The organism is Rhodococcus ruber NBRC 15591, from assembly GCF_001894945.1.
Lineage (GTDB): Bacteria > Actinomycetota > Actinomycetes > Mycobacteriales > Mycobacteriaceae > Rhodococcus > Rhodococcus ruber.
The window spans coordinates 1-18,291 of the sequence record NZ_BCXE01000026.1 but is presented as its reverse complement, the minus strand read 5'-3'; the positions used below and the strand labels follow the sequence as shown (position 1 = coordinate 18,291).

Sequence of the window (18,291 nt, the reverse complement as noted above, 5' to 3'; positions counted from 1 at the left end):
GCCTCGAGGCCGGTGGTGAGGTCGGCGAGGATGTCGTCGATGTGTTCGATGCCGACGGCGAGGCGGACCTGGCCGGGGGTGACGCCGGCGGCGAGTTGTTCGGCGGCGGTGAGCTGGGAGTGGGTGGTCGAGGCGGGGTGGATGACCAGCGAGCGCACGTCGCCGATGTTGGCGACGTGGCTGTGCAGGGTCAGCGCGTTCACGAACTTCTTGCCGGCGTCGATGCCGCCGGCGAGTTCGAAGGTGACGATCGCGCCGGTCCCGCGCGGGGCCAGGGCCCGGCCGCGCTGGTGCCAGGGGGAGGAGTCGAGGCCGGCGTAGGCGACGGCGGTGACCTCGGGGCGGCGGGCGAGGAAGTCGGCGACCCTGCCGGCGTTGGCGACGTGGCGTTCCATGCGCAGGCTCAGGGTCTCGAGGCCCTGGGCGATGAGGAAGGCGTTGAACGGGGAGACCGCGGCGCCGAGGTCGCGCAGCAGTTGCACGCGGGCCTTGAGGGCGTAGGCGGGGGCGCCGAGGTCGGCGTAGACCACGCCGTGGTAGCTGGGGTCGGGGGTGGTGAACTGGGGGTGGCGGGCGGTGCCGTCGGGTCCGGCGGCGGTCCAGTCGAAGGTGCCGCCGTCGACGATGACCCCGGCGATGGCGGTGCCGTGGCCGCCGAGGTATTTGGTGGCCGAGTGCACGACGATGTCGGCGCCGTGCTCGAGGGGGCGGATCAGGTAGGGGGTGGCGACGGTGTTGTCGACGATCAGCGGCAGGGCGTGCTCGTGGGCGACGGCGGCGACGCCGGGGATGTCGAGGAGGTGGTTTTTGGGGTTGGCGATGGTTTCGCCGTAGAAGGCGCGGGTGGTGGGGCGGACGGCGGCGCGCCACTGGTCGAGGTCGTCGGGGTCGTCGACGAAGGTGACCTCGATGCCGAGGCGGGGCAGGGTGTAGTGCAGCAGGTTGTAGGTGCCGCCGTAGAGGTAGGGGCTGGCGACGAGGTGGTCGCCGGCGGCGGCGAGGTTGAGGATGGCGTAGGTCTCGGCGGCCTGGCCGGAGGCGAGGAGCAGGGCGGCGACGCCGCCCTCGAGGGCGGCGATGCGTTGTTCGACCGCGTCCTGGGTGGGGTTCATGATGCGGGTGTAGATGTTGCCGGGTTCGGTCAGGCCGAACAGGGCGGCGGCGTGGTCGGTGTTGTCGAAGGTGTAGCTGGTGGTCTGGTAGATCGGCAGGGCGCGGGCGCGGGTGTCGCCGCCGGCGGGCTGTCCTGCGTGGATCTGCTTGGTCTCGAAGCTCCAGGAGGCTGCGGGATCGATGGGGGTTTCGCTCATGGGGTTGCTGCTCCGTTGTTCGGTCGACGATCGTCTCGGGGTGACGTGACGGTTCCCGCCCGGGACGAGACACGGGGACGCCACGTCGATGCACACTCGGGATGCCCGGTACGGGCGAGGATCGGGTGCGGCCGGTCAGACGGCCGGACACCCGCACATACACATGCGCACGGCGTGGCAGCGGGCGGAGGGCCCCGGCATTGCCTGAATTCGTGTCCGGCTCACGCGCCCGACACTATCTGCTCCGCGGGACGCCGACCAGCGCTCGCCGGAATTCACGCGATCTCGACCACGGTTCGCACCGGGGTCGGGTTGCGCGTCAGATCGAGGACGGGGCAGTGGGCGTCCACCGCTTCCTGCAGTTCGAGGTAGCGTTCGCGCGGCTCCGGTCCCGACAGCGTAACGGCGACCCGCACCTCCCCGAATCCGGGGCGGACGTCGCCGAAGCCGAAGAACCCGCGCACGTCCAGATCGCCTTCGGCGCGCGCCGAGATGTCGTCGACGCGGATCCCGAGCTGCTCTGCCCAGACGCGGTAGGTCACCACCTGGCAGGACAGCAGCGAGGCGAGGTAGTACTCGACGGGGTTCGGCGCGGTGTTCTCCCCGCCGAGAGCCGGCGGTTCGTCGACCTCGACGCTGAACCTGCCGAGGGCGACGGTGCTGGCGACGGCGTCGTGCCCGTGCGCTTCGGCGCGGAAGACGGCGTGAGCCCGGGTGGGGTCGCCGGCGATCGCCTCACGATTCGTGTCGACGACGGCGCGCAGGTGGGTGGACGGAGCAGTGGTCATGAATGTGCTTCCTCGACAGTCGGTTCGGGGGAGAGGCGGGCCTACGGGCACGGACACGTGGACGTCGCCGTGCGGGCGAAGTCGATGTGGCGGCGACGGGTCAGCAGGAGCACGGCGCAGACCGTAACCAATTCCCGACCGGAAAGCTAGGGATAGGTGCGTGTGTTCCGCGGCTCAGTGGGTGCACCCGGCGGACGTGAGTTCGGCCAGCCGGGCGATCACGTCCTGGGCGGTGCCGCCGGCGGCGAACACCCGTCGCTGCCGGACAGCCCCGTTTCCGCACGCCAGCACGGTGTGCAGGCCCTCGCGGGCGTGCTGGTAGCTGCCGAGATCCTCGAGGGCCGGCCGGACGTGCTCGATCATCGCCCGGAGCAGGTGGGCAGCCGGGCGGCGGGCGGTCGAGGGCAGGTCGATGCCGTCGCCGGGCAGGCCGTCGCGCGCCGCGCGCCAGTACGCGGCCCGCAGTACTTCGGAGGAGAAGGCCACGGCGGTGCGGCCCGCTTCGAGATCGCGCAGAGCCGTGAGCACCAGAGCGCGAACGAGGACGGCGACGAGGACCGTCTCGGCGACGGTCACGGGGACGTCGCACACCCGCACCTCGACGGTGGGGAAATTGGTCGACGGACGGACGTCCCAGTAGACCATCGCCTTGTCGAGGATGCTGCCGCACTCCAGCATGGCCGCGACGGTGTTGTCGTACTCCGCCACCGACGAGAAGTACGGTGGCGGACCGGCGCTCGGCCAGCGCGACCACAGGATCGAGCGCCAGCTCGCGTACCCGGTGTCGACTCCCCGGTGGATCGGGGAGTTCGCCGACAACGACAGCAAGGTGGGCAGCCACGGCCGGAGGTGATTGCTCACCTGCACGGCGGTCGCCCGGTCCGGCACGGCCACGTGCACGTGACAGCCGCAGATGCCCTGTTCGCGGGCCAGCATGCCGAAGTGCCGTTCCATCCGCAGGTACCGCGGCTTCTCCGTGACCGGAAGCTCCCGGGACCCGACGACCGGGACACCCACCGCCACCAGCCGGGAACCGCAACGGCGGGCGGCCTCGGCGACGAGGGATCGCCGGGTGGACAGGTCGGTGTACAGCTCGTGGGCGTCGTGGCAGACCCCTGACGCCGTTTCGACCTGGCACCGGTCCAGTTCGTACTGCAGTTCCACCCCGAGGGCGCGGGCCTGCTCGACGACGTCGGAGTTGTTGACGGCGGGTTCTCCGGTTTCCGCGTCGACGAGGAGGAATTCCTCTTCGACCCCCACCGTGGGGAGGTCGGACGATGTGGCCATGGTGCCCCCGGCGGGAGTCGCGGTTCGTACCTGAATTCTGCGCCGCCGCCGACGGCGGCGCAGCACTTGTCCGGATACGCGTTCCCGGAGCGGGTGCGCCGGCGACGGGATTCCGTCGAGGAGGCCCGGCGGACGGCCCGGCCGAGTAGGGTCGTTTCCCGAACCGGGGAGGCGTGGTGAACGAATCGGCATCGGTTCCGGGCGAGGCGTGGCCGCGATTGCGCACGGCCGACTGGGCCGCGACTCGGGACACCCTGCACATGTGGTTGCAGATCGTCGGCAAGATCCGGCTGGCTCACGCGCCGATGGTCAACCACTGGTGGCAGGCGACGCTGTACGTCACGCCTCGCGGGCTGGGGACCTCGTCGATTCCTTACCGGCACAACGTATTCGACATCGAGTTCGACCTCTGCGAGCACATCCTGCGCATCCGCTCGAGCGACGGTGGCAGCGGCTGCGTCCCGCTCGCTGCGCAGTCGGTGGCGGATTTTCACGGACGCGTTCTCGGCACCCTGGACGAGTTGGGCATCGCCACCCGGATCCAGGGCACCCCGAACGAGGTGGATCCGGCGATTCCGTTTGTGCAGGACCACGAGCACAACACGTACGACCCCGACGCGGCCCACCTCTTCTGGCGGCAACTGCTCGAGGCCGATCGCGTCCTGCACGAGTTCCGAGGGGACTTCCTCGGCAAGGTCAGTCCGGTGCACTTCTTCTGGGGCGCGATGGATCTCGCCTGCACGCGCTTCTCCGGGCGCACCGCGCCACCGCACCCCGGAGGCATCCCCAACTGCGCCGACTGGGTGATGACCGAGGCCTATTCGCACGAGCTCAGCAGCTGCGGATTCTGGCCCGGGGGCGCGGACGAAGGCGCCTTCTATTCCTACGCCTATCCGGCGCCGGAGGGTTTCGCCGAGTATCCGGTGCACCCGGACGCCGCGTACTACTCCACCGAACTGGGCGAGTTCCTGCTGCCGTACGAGGCGGTGCGGACCGCGGCCGACCCCGACGCGGAACTACTGCGGTTCCTGCGCAGCACCTACGAGGCGGCCGCCGATCTCGGCCGCTGGGAGCGAGCCGATCTCGAGCGGCCGACCGGATGAGGGTGCGTGCCGGCGACCCCGACCGGACGGGTCGCGCGAGACCCCACGACCTCGCGCGACCCCGCCGGTGACGGCTCAGAGCAGGTGGACCTTCTTGTAGAGAATCTTCGACGGCCCACCGATCAGGCCGACGCTGTCGAGGAACGTCATGAGCTTGGCGCCGGACTTGCGCACGCGGTCGTGGTAGTGGGTGTTGTTCGCGGCCTCGGCGAGTGCGCGGTCTCGGTCGAGTCCCGCGTTGTTGTACACGTCGGGATGGATCATGCTCTTGACCACGAAGTACACGGTCACCGCGGTGTTGATCCGCTCGAACTGCAGGCGGGCGCGGCTCGCCCCGGCCAGCCGGCGCGCGACCTCCTCGCGGGCGAACCGGATGTGCCGGGCCTCTTCGAGGACGTGGATCTTGCTGACCGTGCGGGTGACCGGCTGGACGCGTTCGTCGCGCATGAAGTCGCGCTGCATCATGTCCAGGATCTCCTCCGCGGCCATGACGCTCGCGTAGGCGTTGGCACCCCGGAAGAACCCGCCCCACACCCGGCCGAGGCGGTGGATGTAGCGGGCCGGGCCGTAGTCCGGCATGCCGAGGCGTTCCCCGGCCCGGCCGAACATGACGGAGTGGCGGCACTCGTCGGCGACCTCGGTGAGGGCGAACTGCACGTGGCGGGAGTGCTTGTCACGGTTGTAGACGTCGCGCAGCAGCATCTGCATGAGCAGGATCTCGAACCACAGGCCCACGCTCGAGACGCTCGCGGCCTCGTGCTTGGTCAGTTCGATGCGCTGTTCCTCGGTCATCTCGTCCCACAGTGCCGTGCCGTACAGCGTGCTCCACTCGGGGGTCATGCCGTACTTGTCGGTGGGGACGGGGGCGTCCCAGTCGACCTCCACCGTCGGGTCGTAGGACTTGCGGGCCGACGAGGCGAGCAGGCGCTGCGCGGTCTCCTCGCGCTCGGACAGCGGGACGCCGGGGACGAAGCCCTTGCTCTCGGCTTCCGACGGGCGGGTGAGCGATGCGGTCATGTCTCCACCTTTTAGTGTGACGACTGGTAACTGTTAATCCGAGGTTACCTCGACAGCCGTCGGTGCACAACGGGTGCGTGCGGATCGGGGCCGTGAGGGCCCGTGCGCGTCCGGCCCGGCAGTGCGTCGACGACACACCGCCGTGAATCGGGGCGCTGCTCAGTCCTGGGCCGGCCGCAGCACCGAGGGGCGCAGCCGATGGAAGTCCTTCACCCGCAGCGCCCGCAGGGGACGCAGCCGGAAACGGTCGTCGCCTTCGAGCACGTCGGCGAGGGTCGAATCGACCAGCACCGTCCCCGGTCGTGCGGCACCGGTCAGTCGCGCGGCGATATTGACCGCCGAGCCGAACATGTCCCCGAACCGGGCCAGGACCGGCCCTTGCGCCATGCCCACCCGCAGATCCGGGGCGTCGGGTCGCGAAGTCGACGACTCCTGCAGCGCGAGCGCGATCCGCGCCGCGTCCGCCGGATCCTCGGCGGCGAACATCACCTCGTCGCCCACGGTCTTGATCACCCAGCCGCCGCCCTGGGTCACGATGCCCGTCGCGGTCGACTCGAAGTCCTCGAGCAGATCGTTGAGCTCGTCGGCGTCGATCCGACGGGTCAGGCGGGTGTACCCCACCATGTCGGCGAAGCCGACCACCAGGACCCGGCCGGCGGACTCGCCCCCGGCCCGCACCACGTTGCGCCCGGTCGTGGCCACCAGGTGCCGGCGCCACACGTACAGCTGCAGGTTCTCGGTGAGCGGCAGCACCCGTTGCAGCAGGCCGTCGACGAACGACCGGATCTCCTCCTCGGACGGGGTGGCTCCGGTGTACTCGGTCTCGAGCCGGTCCAGGATGTGGGTGTTCATCAACGTCACCTCCCACTCGGCCAGTCGCGACATGGACTGCCCCAGCGACCGCGCGGCCGCGAGCTCCAGGTCGGGGTGCAGGGCGCCGCTGCTCACGATCGCGTCGATGTTGCGCAGAGCCGCGACGTCACCGTCCGTGAACGTCCGCGCGTCCGGGTCCGGGTCCACGGTGAATCCCAGCGCCTGCCAGAGCCGTTGGGCGCGTTCGAAGTCCACGCCGGCCAGGGCGGCGCTCTCCTCCTGGGTGTAGCGGCGTTCGCCGCCGAGCAGGGTTCGTTCGAGTTCGGCCTGCACGGCCTGCAGGAGCTCGGTCCCGAGCTCCGGTTGCTCCGACGCGCTCACGTCGCTCCTTCCCGGCCGCCGAAGGTGACCGGCCGACCCAGCATCGCCCACCACAGTTCGGGTGCGCAACGAATTCGCGAGAGTGTCGCACCTGTGTGCGACAGTGATCGCGCCTCCTGCACCCCCAGCACGAAAGGACGCGCATGCCGCCCCGCAGACGAGCCGGCGCCACCGGCCCGGATCACCTCACCGACGAGCAGCTCGCCGAGCTGACCTCCGCCGTCGCGGACGGTCGCCGTGCCACCGTCTATCTCATCGAGGGCATCCCGAGCCTGGGCATCGCGCCGGGCGCGTCGGCCCGGGCTGTGTCGGTGGCGGGCCGCACCGTCACCGTCCGGCCCAAGGGCGTCGACGACGAACTGCCCTTCGAGGCCGAGGAGTTGCGCCTGACGAAGGAGCCGGCCCGCAAGGCCGCGGATCGATCCACCCCGCGCCCCACCGCCCCGCGCCCCACCGCCGCGCGCCCCACCGCCCCGCGCACCCCCGCGCCGCAGCCGGCGGCATCGGGGGCCGCCCGCGGTCCCGCCCCGACGAGCTCGTCCCCGGCGTCCCCGCCCGCCACGAAGGAGACCACCGCCGTGCCGCCCACCGCACCCGAACCGCAGACCGGCGCGACCCCGAAGCCCAAGGCCGCGCCGCGCCGGGCCAAGAAGCAGCCCGGAGTGACCGTCACCATCACGATCGATCCCGAGCAGGAGTGGACGGTCGGTGTCGCGCAGGGCACCAGACGTCTGAGCAAGGCCAATCCCGTCAGCCCCGACGCCGTCGAGCGCGCCGTGCTCGAACTCGGCGACGAGGCGGCCCTCGAAGCGGTCCGGTCGGTGATCGACGCGGCGCGTCAGGCGGCGGAGGAACGCGTCGCGCAGCTCAGCCGTGAACTCGAGGAGGCCAGAAAGGCGTTGGAGAGCCTGGGGTCGGGTTCGACCGGGTAGGCTGACCCGCTGATGCGGCCGGAACCGGCCGGGCGGGAGGGCTCATGTTCAAGCGCGTTGCGATGGCGATCGTCGCAGGTGTTGCACTGCTGGCAGGTGGGACGGGCGTCGCGGTCGCGGCGCCGCCGGTTCCGCTCGGGGGCGGGTCGGGCATCACGCTCGGCAACGGTTCCGAGGATCTGTTCGACTGCACGCTCGCCACGATCGGCAACGACCGGGCCGGCCGGCTCGTCGGCTTCACCGCCGGACACTGCGGCGGACCCGGGACGACCGTGAAGTCCGAGATGGACCTCGGCGCCGGCGTCCTCGGCCGGATCGTCGGGACCAACGAGGTGCTCGACTACTCGGTCATCGAGTTCGACCGCGGCCGAGTCGCACCGGTGAATCGGGTCGGCAACGTCACCATCACCGACGTCGGCACCCCCGTGGGGTTCCCCAACGTGGCGTGCAAGGAGGGCCGCACCACCGGCAACACCTGCGGTGTCGTCTGGGGCGACGTGTTCAACTCCCAAGAGACCTGGACGCAGGTGTGCGTCGTCGAGGGCGACTCCGGTGCCCCGCTGGTCGTCGGCACGACCCTCGTCGCCATGGTCAACGCGTACCTGCTCACCCCGTGCATCGGCCCGGAGGTGGGCACCAACTTCGTCACGATCCTCGGCGACGTCGACGCCCGCGGCGGCGTCGGTGCGGGGTACCGCCCCATCTGACGTACCGGCGCGGGCTCGTCGGCTACGGGACCGACAGCGGTAGCGGCCGGCCGACGAGGCTCCGTCTCGGGGCCGGCAGGGCCGCGGCGATCTGCTGGATCTGCGAGACGGAATGGGCGTGCGGCGTCGCCACCACGGCCGGGACGCCACTGTCTCCCGCCGCGCGTAGCTCGATGTCGAGAGGCACCTGCCCGAGGAGCGGTGCCGCGATGGCCCGGGCCAGGCGCTCGCCGCCTCCGGTACCGAACAGCGGTGTGCTCGCCTGGCAGGACGAGCACACCAGGGCCGACATGTTCTCCACGACGCCGGCAACCGGCATCCGCAGGTCACGCGCCATGCGGCCCACCCGCTGGGCGACGGTCTGGGCCGCCGGTTGCGGCGTGGTGACGGCGAGGAGCGCCGCATCCGGCACGAGTTCGAGCAGCGAGAGGGTGACGTCTCCGGTGCCCGGGGGCAGGTCGACGAGCAGGACGTCGAGCTCACCCCAGTACACGTCGCGCAGGAACTGTTCGATCGCCTTGTGCAGCATGGGGCCGCGCCAGACCACCGGCTCGTCGTCGCGGACGAAGAACCCGACCGACATGAGAGCGACGCCGAAGGCTTCGACCGGCAGCATCGTTCCGTGCAAGGCGACCGGTGCGCGGCGCACTCCGAACAGATGCGGAACGGAGTAACCCCAGACGTCGGCGTCGAGAACGCCGACCCGCTTGCCCTGCTGGGCCAGCGCCACCGCGAGGTTGGCCGTGAGCGTCGACTTGCCGACACCACCCTTGCCGGAGGCCACGGCGTACACCCGGGTCGGCGAATCCGGACCGAAGGGGGGAGCGTCCGTGGGTTTCGCGCCGCGCAAGCGGGCGGCGAGTTGCCTCCGCTCGGTTTCGTTCATCGTCGCGAAGTCGACCTCGACGCCGGTCACGCCGGCGACTGCCCCGGCGGCCGCGGCGACGTCGGCGGAGAGGGTGGCCCGCATCGGACACGAGGCGGTGGTGAGCCGGACGGTCACCCGGACGAGTCCGGAGCGATCGATCTGCACCTCGCCGAGCATGCCGGCCTGCTCGAGCGGCAGATGCAACTCGGGATCCTCGACCCGGGCCACCGCGGCCCGCACCGCCGCCGCGGAGACTGCCGGGCCGGACGTCCTCCGCGACAGCAGACTCATGCTCGCTCCTCCGCCCCGGGCGCGCGGAAGGCACGCCGACGGGGTTTGACCGGCCGCATCAGGAACTCCGGGCGGCGCAGCCCGGACCGGCTGGGCCCGGGCCGGGTGCACTCCATCCAGGTGCGGTAGACCTCCCGGGACCGCCGGGTGTCCACCACCACGTCGCCGTACCGGTCGTCGGTGCGGGCCTTCTCCACGCGCACCTTCTGGTGCCAGCAGTGCATGCCCGACAGGGGGTCGGGGTGCACGGCGAAGGCGAGGTTCTGATGCACGCCGGGATCGTCCCAGTAGATCCGCTCGCTGTCGGGATCGTCGCTGCGGAACGGCTGTACCCCCTGCTTGTAGCGCAGCCGCCACACCCCGTTTCCGTCGTTGTCGAGATCGACGAGGCCCATGGCCCACCGGGAGCCGGCGTTCTCGGACGTGCGCCAGCGGCCCATGTGGTGCGAGAGCGCGAGGACGCCGGGGCGGATCGCCTCGGTGGCCCACACCCGGGCCACGAAGTACCCGATCTCGGTGTTGATCCGGACCAGATCGCCCGTGCCGACGCCGAAGCGCGCGGCGTCCGCGGGATTCGTCCACAGTGGATGCGTGTTGCTGATCTCGTTGAGGTACTTCGCGTTCCCGGAGCGAGTGTGGACCAGGGTCGGCAACCGGAAGGTCGGTACGAGCACGATCTCGTTGTTCGCCGGGTCGATCGAGCGGTGCCCGACGTGGGACTCGATGTAGCCCGGGGTGGCGTACTCCTCCCACCCGAAATCGACCATGGTCTCGCTGAACAGCTCGAGTTTGCGCGACGGGGTGAGCCACCCCGCGGTCCTGCTGCCGTCCTCGTGGACGACGCCGACCGCACCCGCCTCGCCGACGAGAGGTGGGGTCGAGTCCAGGGTCACGGCTTTGCGCAGGACCCCGTGCTCGTCCGGGTCCGCCCCCTCGGTCTCGGCGGCCGTCAGCGGCCGCTCGTCGAGTCGGTAGGTGTCCTTGGCGACCTCGAAGACGCCGTATCTGCGCATGTACTCCAGCGGGGTGAGCCCTCGGTCGGCTGCGGCCTTCGGCAGACCCGGCACGCTGTTCTCGAACACCCACCGGTAGTACTCGTCGACGGTGACCTTCTCCCCGGGCCGGTAGGGGGATTCGAAGAACTTGCGGATCCCGAGGCTGCCGTCGGGGTCGATGCGCCAGGACAGCTCGAACCAGAACTCGTTCTCCTCCCACACCTCTCCCGGATTGGACTCGCGGGAGTCGGACACGCTCCGGCCCATGCGCTCGAGCGCCACCCGGGTGACGGGCTGACGGAACCCGAGCCACTTGCCGGCGTACTGCTCGTAGGACTGGGTGTCGTGCCGCTCGGTGCTGTGGCCCATGGGCAGGACGTAGTCGGCGAAGGTGGCCGTCTCGGACCACGTGGGGGTCAGCGCGACGTGGCAGCCCACGAGCGATTCGTCGGTCAGAGCCTCCAGCCAGCTGAAGCCGTCGGGGTTGGTCCACACCGGGTTGTAGACGCGCGAGAAGTACATCGACAGCGTGCCGCGGCCGTCCCGGAGCAGATGCGGCAGCAGGATCGACATCTCGTTGGTCGACAGGGGGAACTCGGCGGGCCAGAGCAGCTCGTTCCAGGACTCGTGTCCCTGCGGCACGTTCGGGCCGTGCGCGATGATCTTGTCCCAGCCGTTGGGGCTGGTGCCCCCCTTGGTGCCGACGCTGCCGGTGAGCACGTTGAGGAAGAACAGGGCCCGCGAGACCTGCCACCCGCCGAGGTTGCCGGCGGTCGCCGCCCGCCAGACGTGCGCCGACAGGGCCGAACCGGCGGTGGCGACGATCCGGGCGAGCTCGGCGATCTGCGCCTCGGGAACCTGCGCTTCCTGTGCGGCGTAGGCGAAGGTGTACCCGGAGTAGTCCTCGGTCAGTGCGCCGACGAACGCGTCGAAGTCGTCGGCGGGCAGTTCGGGGTGGCGGTGCTTCATGTAGGTGGACCAGTTCACCCAGCGACGCAGGAAGGCCCGGTCGATGCGGTCGGTGCGCAGCAGATGCGATGCGACGGACAGCAGGATCGCGGCCTCGCTGCCGGGCCACGGGGCGATCCACAGGTCGGCGTGCGACGCGGTGTTCGACAACCGCGGATCCAGGACGACGACCTTGGCGCCGCCCTGGATCTTGCCCTCCATGATCCGCTGCGCGTGCGGGTTGAAGTAGTGCCCGGTCTCGAGGTGGCTCGAGATCAGCAGGATGACCCTGGCGTTCGCGTAGTCCGGGGAGGGCCGGTCGTAGCCGCCCCACAGGGAGTAGCCCAGCCGGGCGCCGGCGGAGCAGATGTTGGTGTGGCTGTTGTGCCCGTCCACGCCCCACGCCAGCAGGAACCGCTCGGCGAAGCCGTCCTCGCCGGGCCGGCCCACGTGGTAGACGACCTCGTCCCGGCGGTCCTCCACGATGGCGGCCCGGATCCGGGCGGCGATGTCGTCGAGGGCCTCGTCCCAGCCGATGCGCTCCCACTGCCCACTGCCGCGGGCACCGACGCGCTTGAGCGGGTGCAGGATGCGCTCGGGGTCGTTGATCTGGTTGATCGTCGCGGGACCTTTGGCGCAGTTGCGCCCGCGTGAGCCCGGATGGGCCGGGTTCCCTTCGAGCCGCTTGATGGACAGATCGGACTTGTCGACGTACGCGAGCAGACCGCATGCCGATTCGCAGTTGAAGCAGGTGGTGGGCACCAGCATGTACTCGTGCGGAACCTTACGAGGGTGGGCCTTGGCGTCGTATTCGACGTGATGGTCCCAGTTCTCGACCGGAGGAAAGTTCCGCAGCCGCTCGTGCGTGCGCTGACCGGGCAGCACCGGCTCGGCCGCGATGTGTTCCGGCTCGGCCGCGATGCGCTCCGTCTCGGCAGTCATGGCAGTTCCCTTCGGATGGATGGGCGGGTGCCCGGTGGGCCCCTCACGACAGCGGCGGATCCTGACCCGCCCGGACGAACACCGTCTCGTAGGCCAGCAGCGCGACCTGCGTCAGCAGACCGGCGGCAATCAGGAGGACGGCACCGGCGGAGCCGTTCCACGACGGGGCGGCCAGCGCGGCCGCCACCACTGCCGGGGCGATCGCCCCCAGCCGGAACAGCCGGGCGTAGCGGCCTCGGGTGACGATGTGCGCGGCGACGGTCGCCTGCCGGCTCGCATGCCTGCCGGAGTACTCGATGCCCAGCATCAGCAGATGCAGCACGGTCGAGATCACGAAGACGCGGACGAGGAAGGCGACCGCACCGTCGGTGAGACCCGCGAACGGCGCGAGGACGAGCAGTGCCCCGGTCCCGACCATGGCGGCCTGGACCAGCAGGTGCCAGAACAACAGCGGTGACTGCCACAGGTCGCGCCCCTCGGCCTGCCCGAAGAGGAACCCGGTGTAGCCGGCGACGAGCGCGCCGGAGGCGAGGGCGGCCCAGGCGAGTACCGTTGTCGCCCAGCTTGATTCGAGCAGGCTGGCGAGGACCCACAGGGCGGCGACACCGCCGAAGACGGCCAGCGCGTACGCGCCCCACACGAGCCACGAGGACCAGTTGGATTTGAGGAAGATGTTGAGAAAACGCTCGGGCCGCTTCAGGTCCCAGATCAACAGCACTCCGGTGAGCGCCGCGCCCGCCATGGCCACCACGGGGGCCGCGTAGTCGCCCAGCCACCCCAGGTCGATGCCGAGGAGGTGGGCCAGCCCTGCGACGGCGAGGGCGCCGGCTCCGACGGCCTTGGTCCACAGGTAGGTCGTCACGCGCCATCCCCACGGCCGCGGATGGGCCGTGTTCAGCGTGGTGCGCGCCTTGGTCGTGCGATCCCTGGGCAGGTCGGCGGCGGTCTCGCGGCGGTGCGCGTCCGGCTCCGCCCAGATGTAGGTGTCGGCGACCGGCGCGGCCAACGGATCGAGGACCGCCCGGTCGGCACCGAGATAGAAGACGTTCGGCCCGGTGTTCTGCTCCGGGGAACGCACGGTGGTCTGCTGCGTGCTGACCAGGGTGGCGATGCCGCTCGTCGGATCGTCGAGGTCACCGACCCAGATCGAGTGGGTGGGGCACACCACGACGCAGGCAGGCTCCATCTCGTTGTCGATACGATGCGCGCACATGTTGCACTTCGCCGCGGTGTGGGTGTCCTGATCGATGTAGATCGCGTCGTAGGGGCACGCCTGCATGCAGCTCTTGCACCCGATGCAGCGCTCGTTGTCGAAGTCGACGATCCCGTCGTCGCGCTTGAACAGCGCTCCGGTGGGGCAGATCTTCACGCACGGCGCATCGGTACAGTGGTTGCACCGCATCACACCGAAAGATCTTGTGGTGTTCGGAAACTCGCCGGAGTCGACGTACTTCACCCACGTACGGAACTGGCCGAGCGGCACCTCGTGTTCAGTCTTGCAGGCGACCGTGCAGGCGTGGCAGCCGATGCACGTGCGCTGGTCGATCGCGAAGCCGTAGCGCACCGAATCACTTCTTCCGGATGAGGTAGCGGTGGATGCCGTCTTCGCTGTTGTTGTCCAGCAGTTCGTTTCCCGTGTCGTTCGCCCACGAGGGGATGTCGCGTCTCGATCCGCCGTCGGTGGCCTCGACGAGCAGGATCTGCCCCGACTCGAGCTTCTTGATCGCGCGCGAGGCGAGCAGCACCGGCATCGGGCACTTCTGTCCCTTGGCGTCGACGACGACGTCGATCTGGTAGTCCACGGTCGGCTCCTGTGTCGGGAACGGATCAGATGAACAGGCTGATCTGGGACCTGCTCATGGCGGAGAGGGCGGTGGCTGCACCGACGGGCTCGCCGACGCCCTCGATGAGCTGGTCGTGGCGCACACCGAGCAGGTCCATGCTCATCTCGCACGGCCACAGGTTCACCCCCATTTCGGTGCACATCTCGACCAGCTCGGCGGGATGGGCCACATTCTTCTGGCGGGCAAGCTTTTTCATCATCCACGGGCCGGCGCCACCCAGGTGGAGCTTGGACAGTTTCATGTGCTGCATCCCGGGCCGGTTCATGCCGGCCAGCGCCTTGGTCATCGCGTCGGTCCCGGTGATCCGGACGTCGTCGCGCACCAGGGGGAACAGTCCCCAGAAGGTGAAGAAGATCGTGGTGGACATTCCGTAGGCGGCACCGGTGGAGCCCAGGATCAGCGCCGGCCACATCCTGTCCAGATCGCCGCTCCAGGCCACGATCGTCATGCTCTCGTCGTCGACGTCACGCTGCGGGTTGTCCGACATGCGCCGGCCCCTTTCGTGGTTGCCGGGGAGGCCTTGTCCGGCCTTCGCGCGGAGTGTTGCGATATGTGATCCAGGACACTACATTCGTGTATGCGCATACCGCAAGATGGTTCGGAAAGTCGCCCTCCCGGTGTGCGGACCACCCGCCCGTTTCGTCCCTGGGAGGACACGTGGCCGATACCGTCACCGCATCGGAGCTGTTTCTCGAGCTCCGGGCGGGCACCGTTCCCGAGATCCTCGACATCCGCAGCACCGAGGATTTCCGGGCCGGCAGGATCGAAGGACCCCGGCCCGTTCCCACTCGCCACGTCCCGGTCTATCGGGTGATGGAAGAGCTCGAGGAACAGGCCGCCGCCACGCGGTCGGGTGCCGTCGTCGTCTGCGGGCAGGGCAACGGCTCCGAACTGGTCGCCGAGGAATTCGAGACGCTGGGCCTGCGCACCCGTTCCCTCGAGGGCGGTACCGACGCGTGGAACCGGCTCCTCGTTCCCGTCGAGATCACCGGACTGCCCGGCGACGTGCGCATCTGGCAGTTCCAGCGCCCGGCGAAGGCCTGCCTGTCGTACCTCGTCGGCGTGCCCGGCGGCCGCGGCATCGTCGTCGACCCCGCCAGGTCGACCGAGGCATACCTGGAACTCGCTCGAAAGCAAGATGTTTCGATCGTGCACGTCGTGGACACCCACGTGCACGCGGACCACGTCAGTGGTGGCCCGGCGCTGGCGGCCCGGCTCGATGCGGAGTATCACCTGCCGCCGGAGGACGCCGGCGGCATCGTCCCGTTCCCCAACCGGCCGCTGAAGGAGGGCGACGAACTCGACCTGGGATCCGCCGCCGTCCGGGCCATGACCATGCACCTGCCGGGCCACACTCCCGGCACGACGGCACTGCTGATCAGCGAATCGGTCCTGCTCGTCGGCGACACCGTCTTCGTCCGGGGCCTCGGCCGGCCCGACCTGACCGGCCGGGCCGAGGAGCTGGCGCGGGATCTGTTCCGCAGCGTGCACGACAGGCTGCGGCCCCTCGACCCGCGAACGACGATCGCCCCGGCCCACTGGTCGAGCAACGAGGAGATCAACGCCGACGGACTGGTCGTCACCACGCTCGAAGAGATCTTCACCGCCACACTGCTGAACGAGCACGCCCTCGAGCGCTTCGTCGAGCAGATCGTGAACTCGCTGCCCGCCGCCCCGGACACCTACGAGACGATCCGCCGCGTGAACGCCGGACAACTCGCTCCCGCCGACGACGAGATCGACGTCCTCGACGTCGGCCGCAACCAATGCGCGGCCTCGACCTCCCTGAAGGCCGCCCACTGAGCGGCACGGCCGCCGACGACACCATCACGCTCGCCGCGCTCGCGCCCCGGCCGCGATCCGGGACGCCGCTGCCCCCCGACCGGCACACCTATACTCGGCACCCGACGTTCGGAGGAGTGATGGAACAAGACATCGCGGCACAGTTGCAGGAACTCCACGCCCGAGTCTGCAAGGCCATCGCCGACCCCAAGCGACTGCTCATCATCAACGAACTCCGGGACGGTGAACTCAGCGTCGGTGACCTGTGCGAGGCGCTGGGCTTCAGCCAGTCCAACGCCAGCCAGCACCTGTCCGTTCTCCGCGAGCGCGGGATCGTGAACGCGCGACGTTCCGGCAACAACGTCTTCTACTCGCTGCGCGGCCGGAAGATCGTGCAGGCGGTGGACCTGCTCCGGGAATTCCTGGCCGAAGACCTGGCCGACCAGGCGAACCTGCGGGGCGCCCTCGACGGCCGGAAAGTCGACCTCGGCCTCGATCGGTAGGGCGCCGTCGCGCAGGCCGATTCTCCACCGTCCCGACGGATCCGCGAATCGGGTCAGCCGCAGACCGCCCCGCCCGACGCCGAACCGACCAGCTTCGTGTACTTGGCCAGCACCCCGCGCGTGTAGCGGGGAGGCAGCGGCTCCCACCCCTGCCGGCGGGACGCGAGTTCGTCCTCGTCGACCAGCACGTCCAGGGTGCCGTTCGCGACGTCGAGCCGGATCGGGTCGCCGTCGCGGACGAACGCGATCGGGCCGCCGTCCACGGCTTCCGGCGCCACGTGCCCGACGCACAGGCCCGTCGTGCCCCCGGAGAACCGGCCGTCGGTGAGCAGCAGCACGTCCTTGCCGAGCCCGGCGCCCTTGATCGCGCCGGTGATGGCGAGCATCTCCCGCATTCCCGGCCCACCCTTCGGGCCCTCGTACCGGATCACCACCACGTCGCCCGCCGTGATCGTGCCGTCCTCGAGGGCATCCATCGCCGCCCGCTCGCGCTCGAAGACCCGGGCGGTGCCCTCGAACACCGACTCGTCGAAACCGGCGGACTTCACCACCGCCCCGCCCGGGGCGAGACTGCCCTTCAGGATCGTGATGCCACCCGTGGGATGGATGGGCTCACCCAGGGCGCGCAGCACCTTGCCGTCCGGATCGGGCGGGGCGATCTCGGCCAGGTTCTCGGCGACGGTCCGCCCCGTGACGGTGAGGCAGTCCCCGTGCAGCAGACCCGCGTCGAGCAGCGCCTTCATGATCACCGGGACGCCACCGATGTGGTCGACGTCCTGCATCACGTGCCGGCCGAACGGCTTGACGTCGGCCAGATGCGGAACGCGAGCACCGATGCGGGAGAAATCGTCCAGCGTCAGCTCGACCCGCGCCTCGTGCGCGATCGCCAGCAGGTGCAGCACCGCGTTGGTCGACCCGCCGAACGCCATCACCACGGCGATCGCATTTTCGAACGCCTCCTTCGTGAGGATGTCGGAGGCCGTGATGCCGCGGCGCAGCAGGTTCACCACGGCCTGGCCGCTGCGGCGGGCATATCCGTCGCGGCGGCGGTCCGTCGCCGGCGGCGCCGCACTGCCCGGCAGCGACATACCGAGCGCCTCGGCTGCGCTGGCCATCGTGTTCGCCGTGTACATGCCGCCGCACGCGCCCTCGCCGGGGCAGATGGCCCGCTCGATCGCATCGACGTCCTCCCGGCTCATCAGCCCCCGGGCACACGCGCCGACCGCCTCGAAGGCGTCGATGATCGTCACGTCGCGTTCGGATCCGTCGGACAGCTTCGCGACGCCCGGCAGGATCGACCCCGCATACAGGAACACGGCCGCCAGGTCGAGACGCGCGGCGGCCATCAGCATCCCGGGCAGGGACTTGTCGCACCCGGCGAGCAGCACCGACCCGTCGAGCCGCTCCGCCTGCATGACGGTCTCCACGCTGTCGGCGATCACCTCGCGTGAGACCAGCGAGAAGTGCATCCCCTCGTGGCCCATCGAGATGCCGTCGGAGACGGAGATCGTGCCGAACTCGAGCGGGTAGCCGCCGGCGGCGTGCACGCCGTCCTTGACCGCCTGCGCCAGCCGGTCCAGCGACAGGTTGCACGGGGTGATCTCGTTCCACGACGAGGCCACCCCGATCTGCGGCTTGTCCCAGTCGTCGTCGCCCATGCCGACCGCACGGAGCATGCCGCGTGCGGCGGTCTTCTCGAGGCCGTCGGTGACGTCGCGGCTGCGGGGCTTGATGTCCGGCTCGGTCACACTGCTCGCCTCCGGCTCGGTCACACTGCTCG

At 70.1% G+C, this 18,291-nt stretch carries 16 protein-coding genes; 5 read left to right on the top strand and 11 right to left on the bottom strand.

What is annotated here, in order from left to right:
• The 3 genes from RR3_RS18010 to RR3_RS18000 form a co-directional block, all read right to left on the bottom strand.
• Positions 1–1,310 (bottom strand): bifunctional o-acetylhomoserine/o-acetylserine sulfhydrylase (locus RR3_RS18010; protein WP_072786502.1); only part of this gene is annotated, 1,310 nt, incomplete at its 3' end.
• 275 nt (positions 1,311–1,585) lie between these two features.
• A complete protein-coding gene (locus RR3_RS18005; RefSeq protein ID WP_010593711.1) occupies positions 1,586–2,098 on the bottom strand; it encodes an OsmC family protein in 513 nt (170 codons plus the stop codon).
• A gap of 174 nt (positions 2,099–2,272) precedes the next feature.
• Positions 2,273–3,385, bottom strand: coding sequence for a carboxylate-amine ligase (locus RR3_RS18000; protein WP_064066807.1), 1,113 nt, complete (start codon positions 3,383–3,385; stop codon positions 2,273–2,275).
• Between the two features lie 173 nt (positions 3,386–3,558).
• On the opposite strand from RR3_RS18000, the gene RR3_RS17995 reads away from it, so the two are divergent.
• Positions 3,559–4,488 (top strand): DUF5996 family protein, encoded by a 930-nt coding sequence (locus tag RR3_RS17995; RefSeq protein WP_072786501.1) that lies wholly within the window; start codon positions 3,559–3,561, stop codon positions 4,486–4,488.
• A gap of 75 nt (positions 4,489–4,563) precedes the next feature.
• On the opposite strand, the gene RR3_RS17990 is transcribed toward RR3_RS17995, so the two are convergent.
• Complete coding sequence (locus RR3_RS17990) at positions 4,564–5,505, bottom strand: AurF N-oxygenase family protein (RefSeq protein WP_064066806.1); 942 nt, start codon at positions 5,503–5,505, stop codon at positions 4,564–4,566.
• A 159-nt stretch (positions 5,506–5,664) separates the two neighbouring features.
• Entirely contained in the window at positions 5,665–6,699 is a 1,035-nt protein-coding gene (locus RR3_RS17985) for an adenylate/guanylate cyclase domain-containing protein (RefSeq protein ID WP_017679674.1), read from the bottom strand.
• Between the two features lie 143 nt (positions 6,700–6,842).
• Here RR3_RS17985 and RR3_RS17980 point away from each other — a divergent pair, with 143 nt between their 5' ends.
• Together RR3_RS17980 and RR3_RS17975 are read left to right on the top strand one after the other, a co-directional pair.
• Positions 6,843–7,631 carry a DUF6319 family protein gene (locus RR3_RS17980; protein WP_010593706.1) on the top strand — a complete coding sequence of 263 codons (789 nt, stop codon included), beginning with the start codon at positions 6,843–6,845 and terminating at the stop codon, positions 7,629–7,631.
• Between the two features lie 44 nt (positions 7,632–7,675).
• Positions 7,676–8,338 carry a chymotrypsin family serine protease gene (locus tag RR3_RS17975; protein ID WP_064066720.1) on the top strand — a complete coding sequence of 221 codons (663 nt, stop codon included), beginning with the start codon at positions 7,676–7,678 and terminating at the stop codon, positions 8,336–8,338.
• A 22-nt stretch (positions 8,339–8,360) separates the two neighbouring features.
• On the opposite strand, the gene RR3_RS17970 is transcribed toward RR3_RS17975, so the two are convergent.
• Genes RR3_RS17970 through RR3_RS17950 form a run of 5 tightly spaced genes read right to left on the bottom strand, consistent with a single transcriptional unit; the run spans position 8,361 to position 14,713 of the window.
• Entirely contained in the window at positions 8,361–9,497 is a 1,137-nt protein-coding gene (locus tag RR3_RS17970; RefSeq protein WP_064066721.1) for an Mrp/NBP35 family ATP-binding protein, read from the bottom strand.
• The gene (locus tag RR3_RS17965) at positions 9,494–12,382 is read right to left on the bottom strand and encodes a molybdopterin-dependent oxidoreductase (protein ID WP_017680820.1); all 2,889 of its coding nucleotides are present in this window, start codon (positions 12,380–12,382) and stop codon (positions 9,494–9,496) included. The genes RR3_RS17970 and RR3_RS17965 overlap by 4 nt, the downstream gene beginning before the upstream one ends.
• A gap of 43 nt (positions 12,383–12,425) precedes the next feature.
• Entirely contained in the window at positions 12,426–13,946 is a 1,521-nt protein-coding gene (locus RR3_RS17960) for a 4Fe-4S dicluster domain-containing protein (protein ID WP_048773693.1), read from the bottom strand.
• 4 nt (positions 13,947–13,950) lie between these two features.
• Entirely contained in the window at positions 13,951–14,184 is a 234-nt protein-coding gene (locus RR3_RS17955; RefSeq protein WP_010593701.1) for a sulfurtransferase TusA family protein, read from the bottom strand.
• A 25-nt stretch (positions 14,185–14,209) separates the two neighbouring features.
• Positions 14,210–14,713, bottom strand: coding sequence for a DsrE/DsrF/DrsH-like family protein (locus tag RR3_RS17950; protein WP_010593700.1), 504 nt, complete (start codon positions 14,711–14,713; stop codon positions 14,210–14,212).
• A 170-nt stretch (positions 14,714–14,883) separates the two neighbouring features.
• Between RR3_RS17950 and RR3_RS17945 the strand changes: the two genes are divergently transcribed.
• Both RR3_RS17945 and RR3_RS17940 read left to right on the top strand, forming a co-directional pair.
• Positions 14,884–16,029, top strand: coding sequence for an MBL fold metallo-hydrolase (locus RR3_RS17945; RefSeq protein ID WP_064066598.1), 1,146 nt, complete (start codon positions 14,884–14,886; stop codon positions 16,027–16,029).
• Positions 16,030–16,148: 119 nt separating this feature from the next.
• Positions 16,149–16,511: an ArsR/SmtB family transcription factor gene (locus RR3_RS17940; protein ID WP_064066601.1), complete on the top strand. Its 363-nt coding sequence runs from the start codon at positions 16,149–16,151 to the stop codon at positions 16,509–16,511.
• 53 nt (positions 16,512–16,564) lie between these two features.
• Here the strand turns inward: RR3_RS17940 and ilvD are convergent, their stop codons facing one another.
• Entirely contained in the window at positions 16,565–18,259 is a 1,695-nt protein-coding gene (ilvD, locus tag RR3_RS17935; RefSeq protein ID WP_064066600.1) for a dihydroxy-acid dehydratase, read from the bottom strand.
• Between the last annotated feature and the right edge of the window lie 32 nt (positions 18,260–18,291).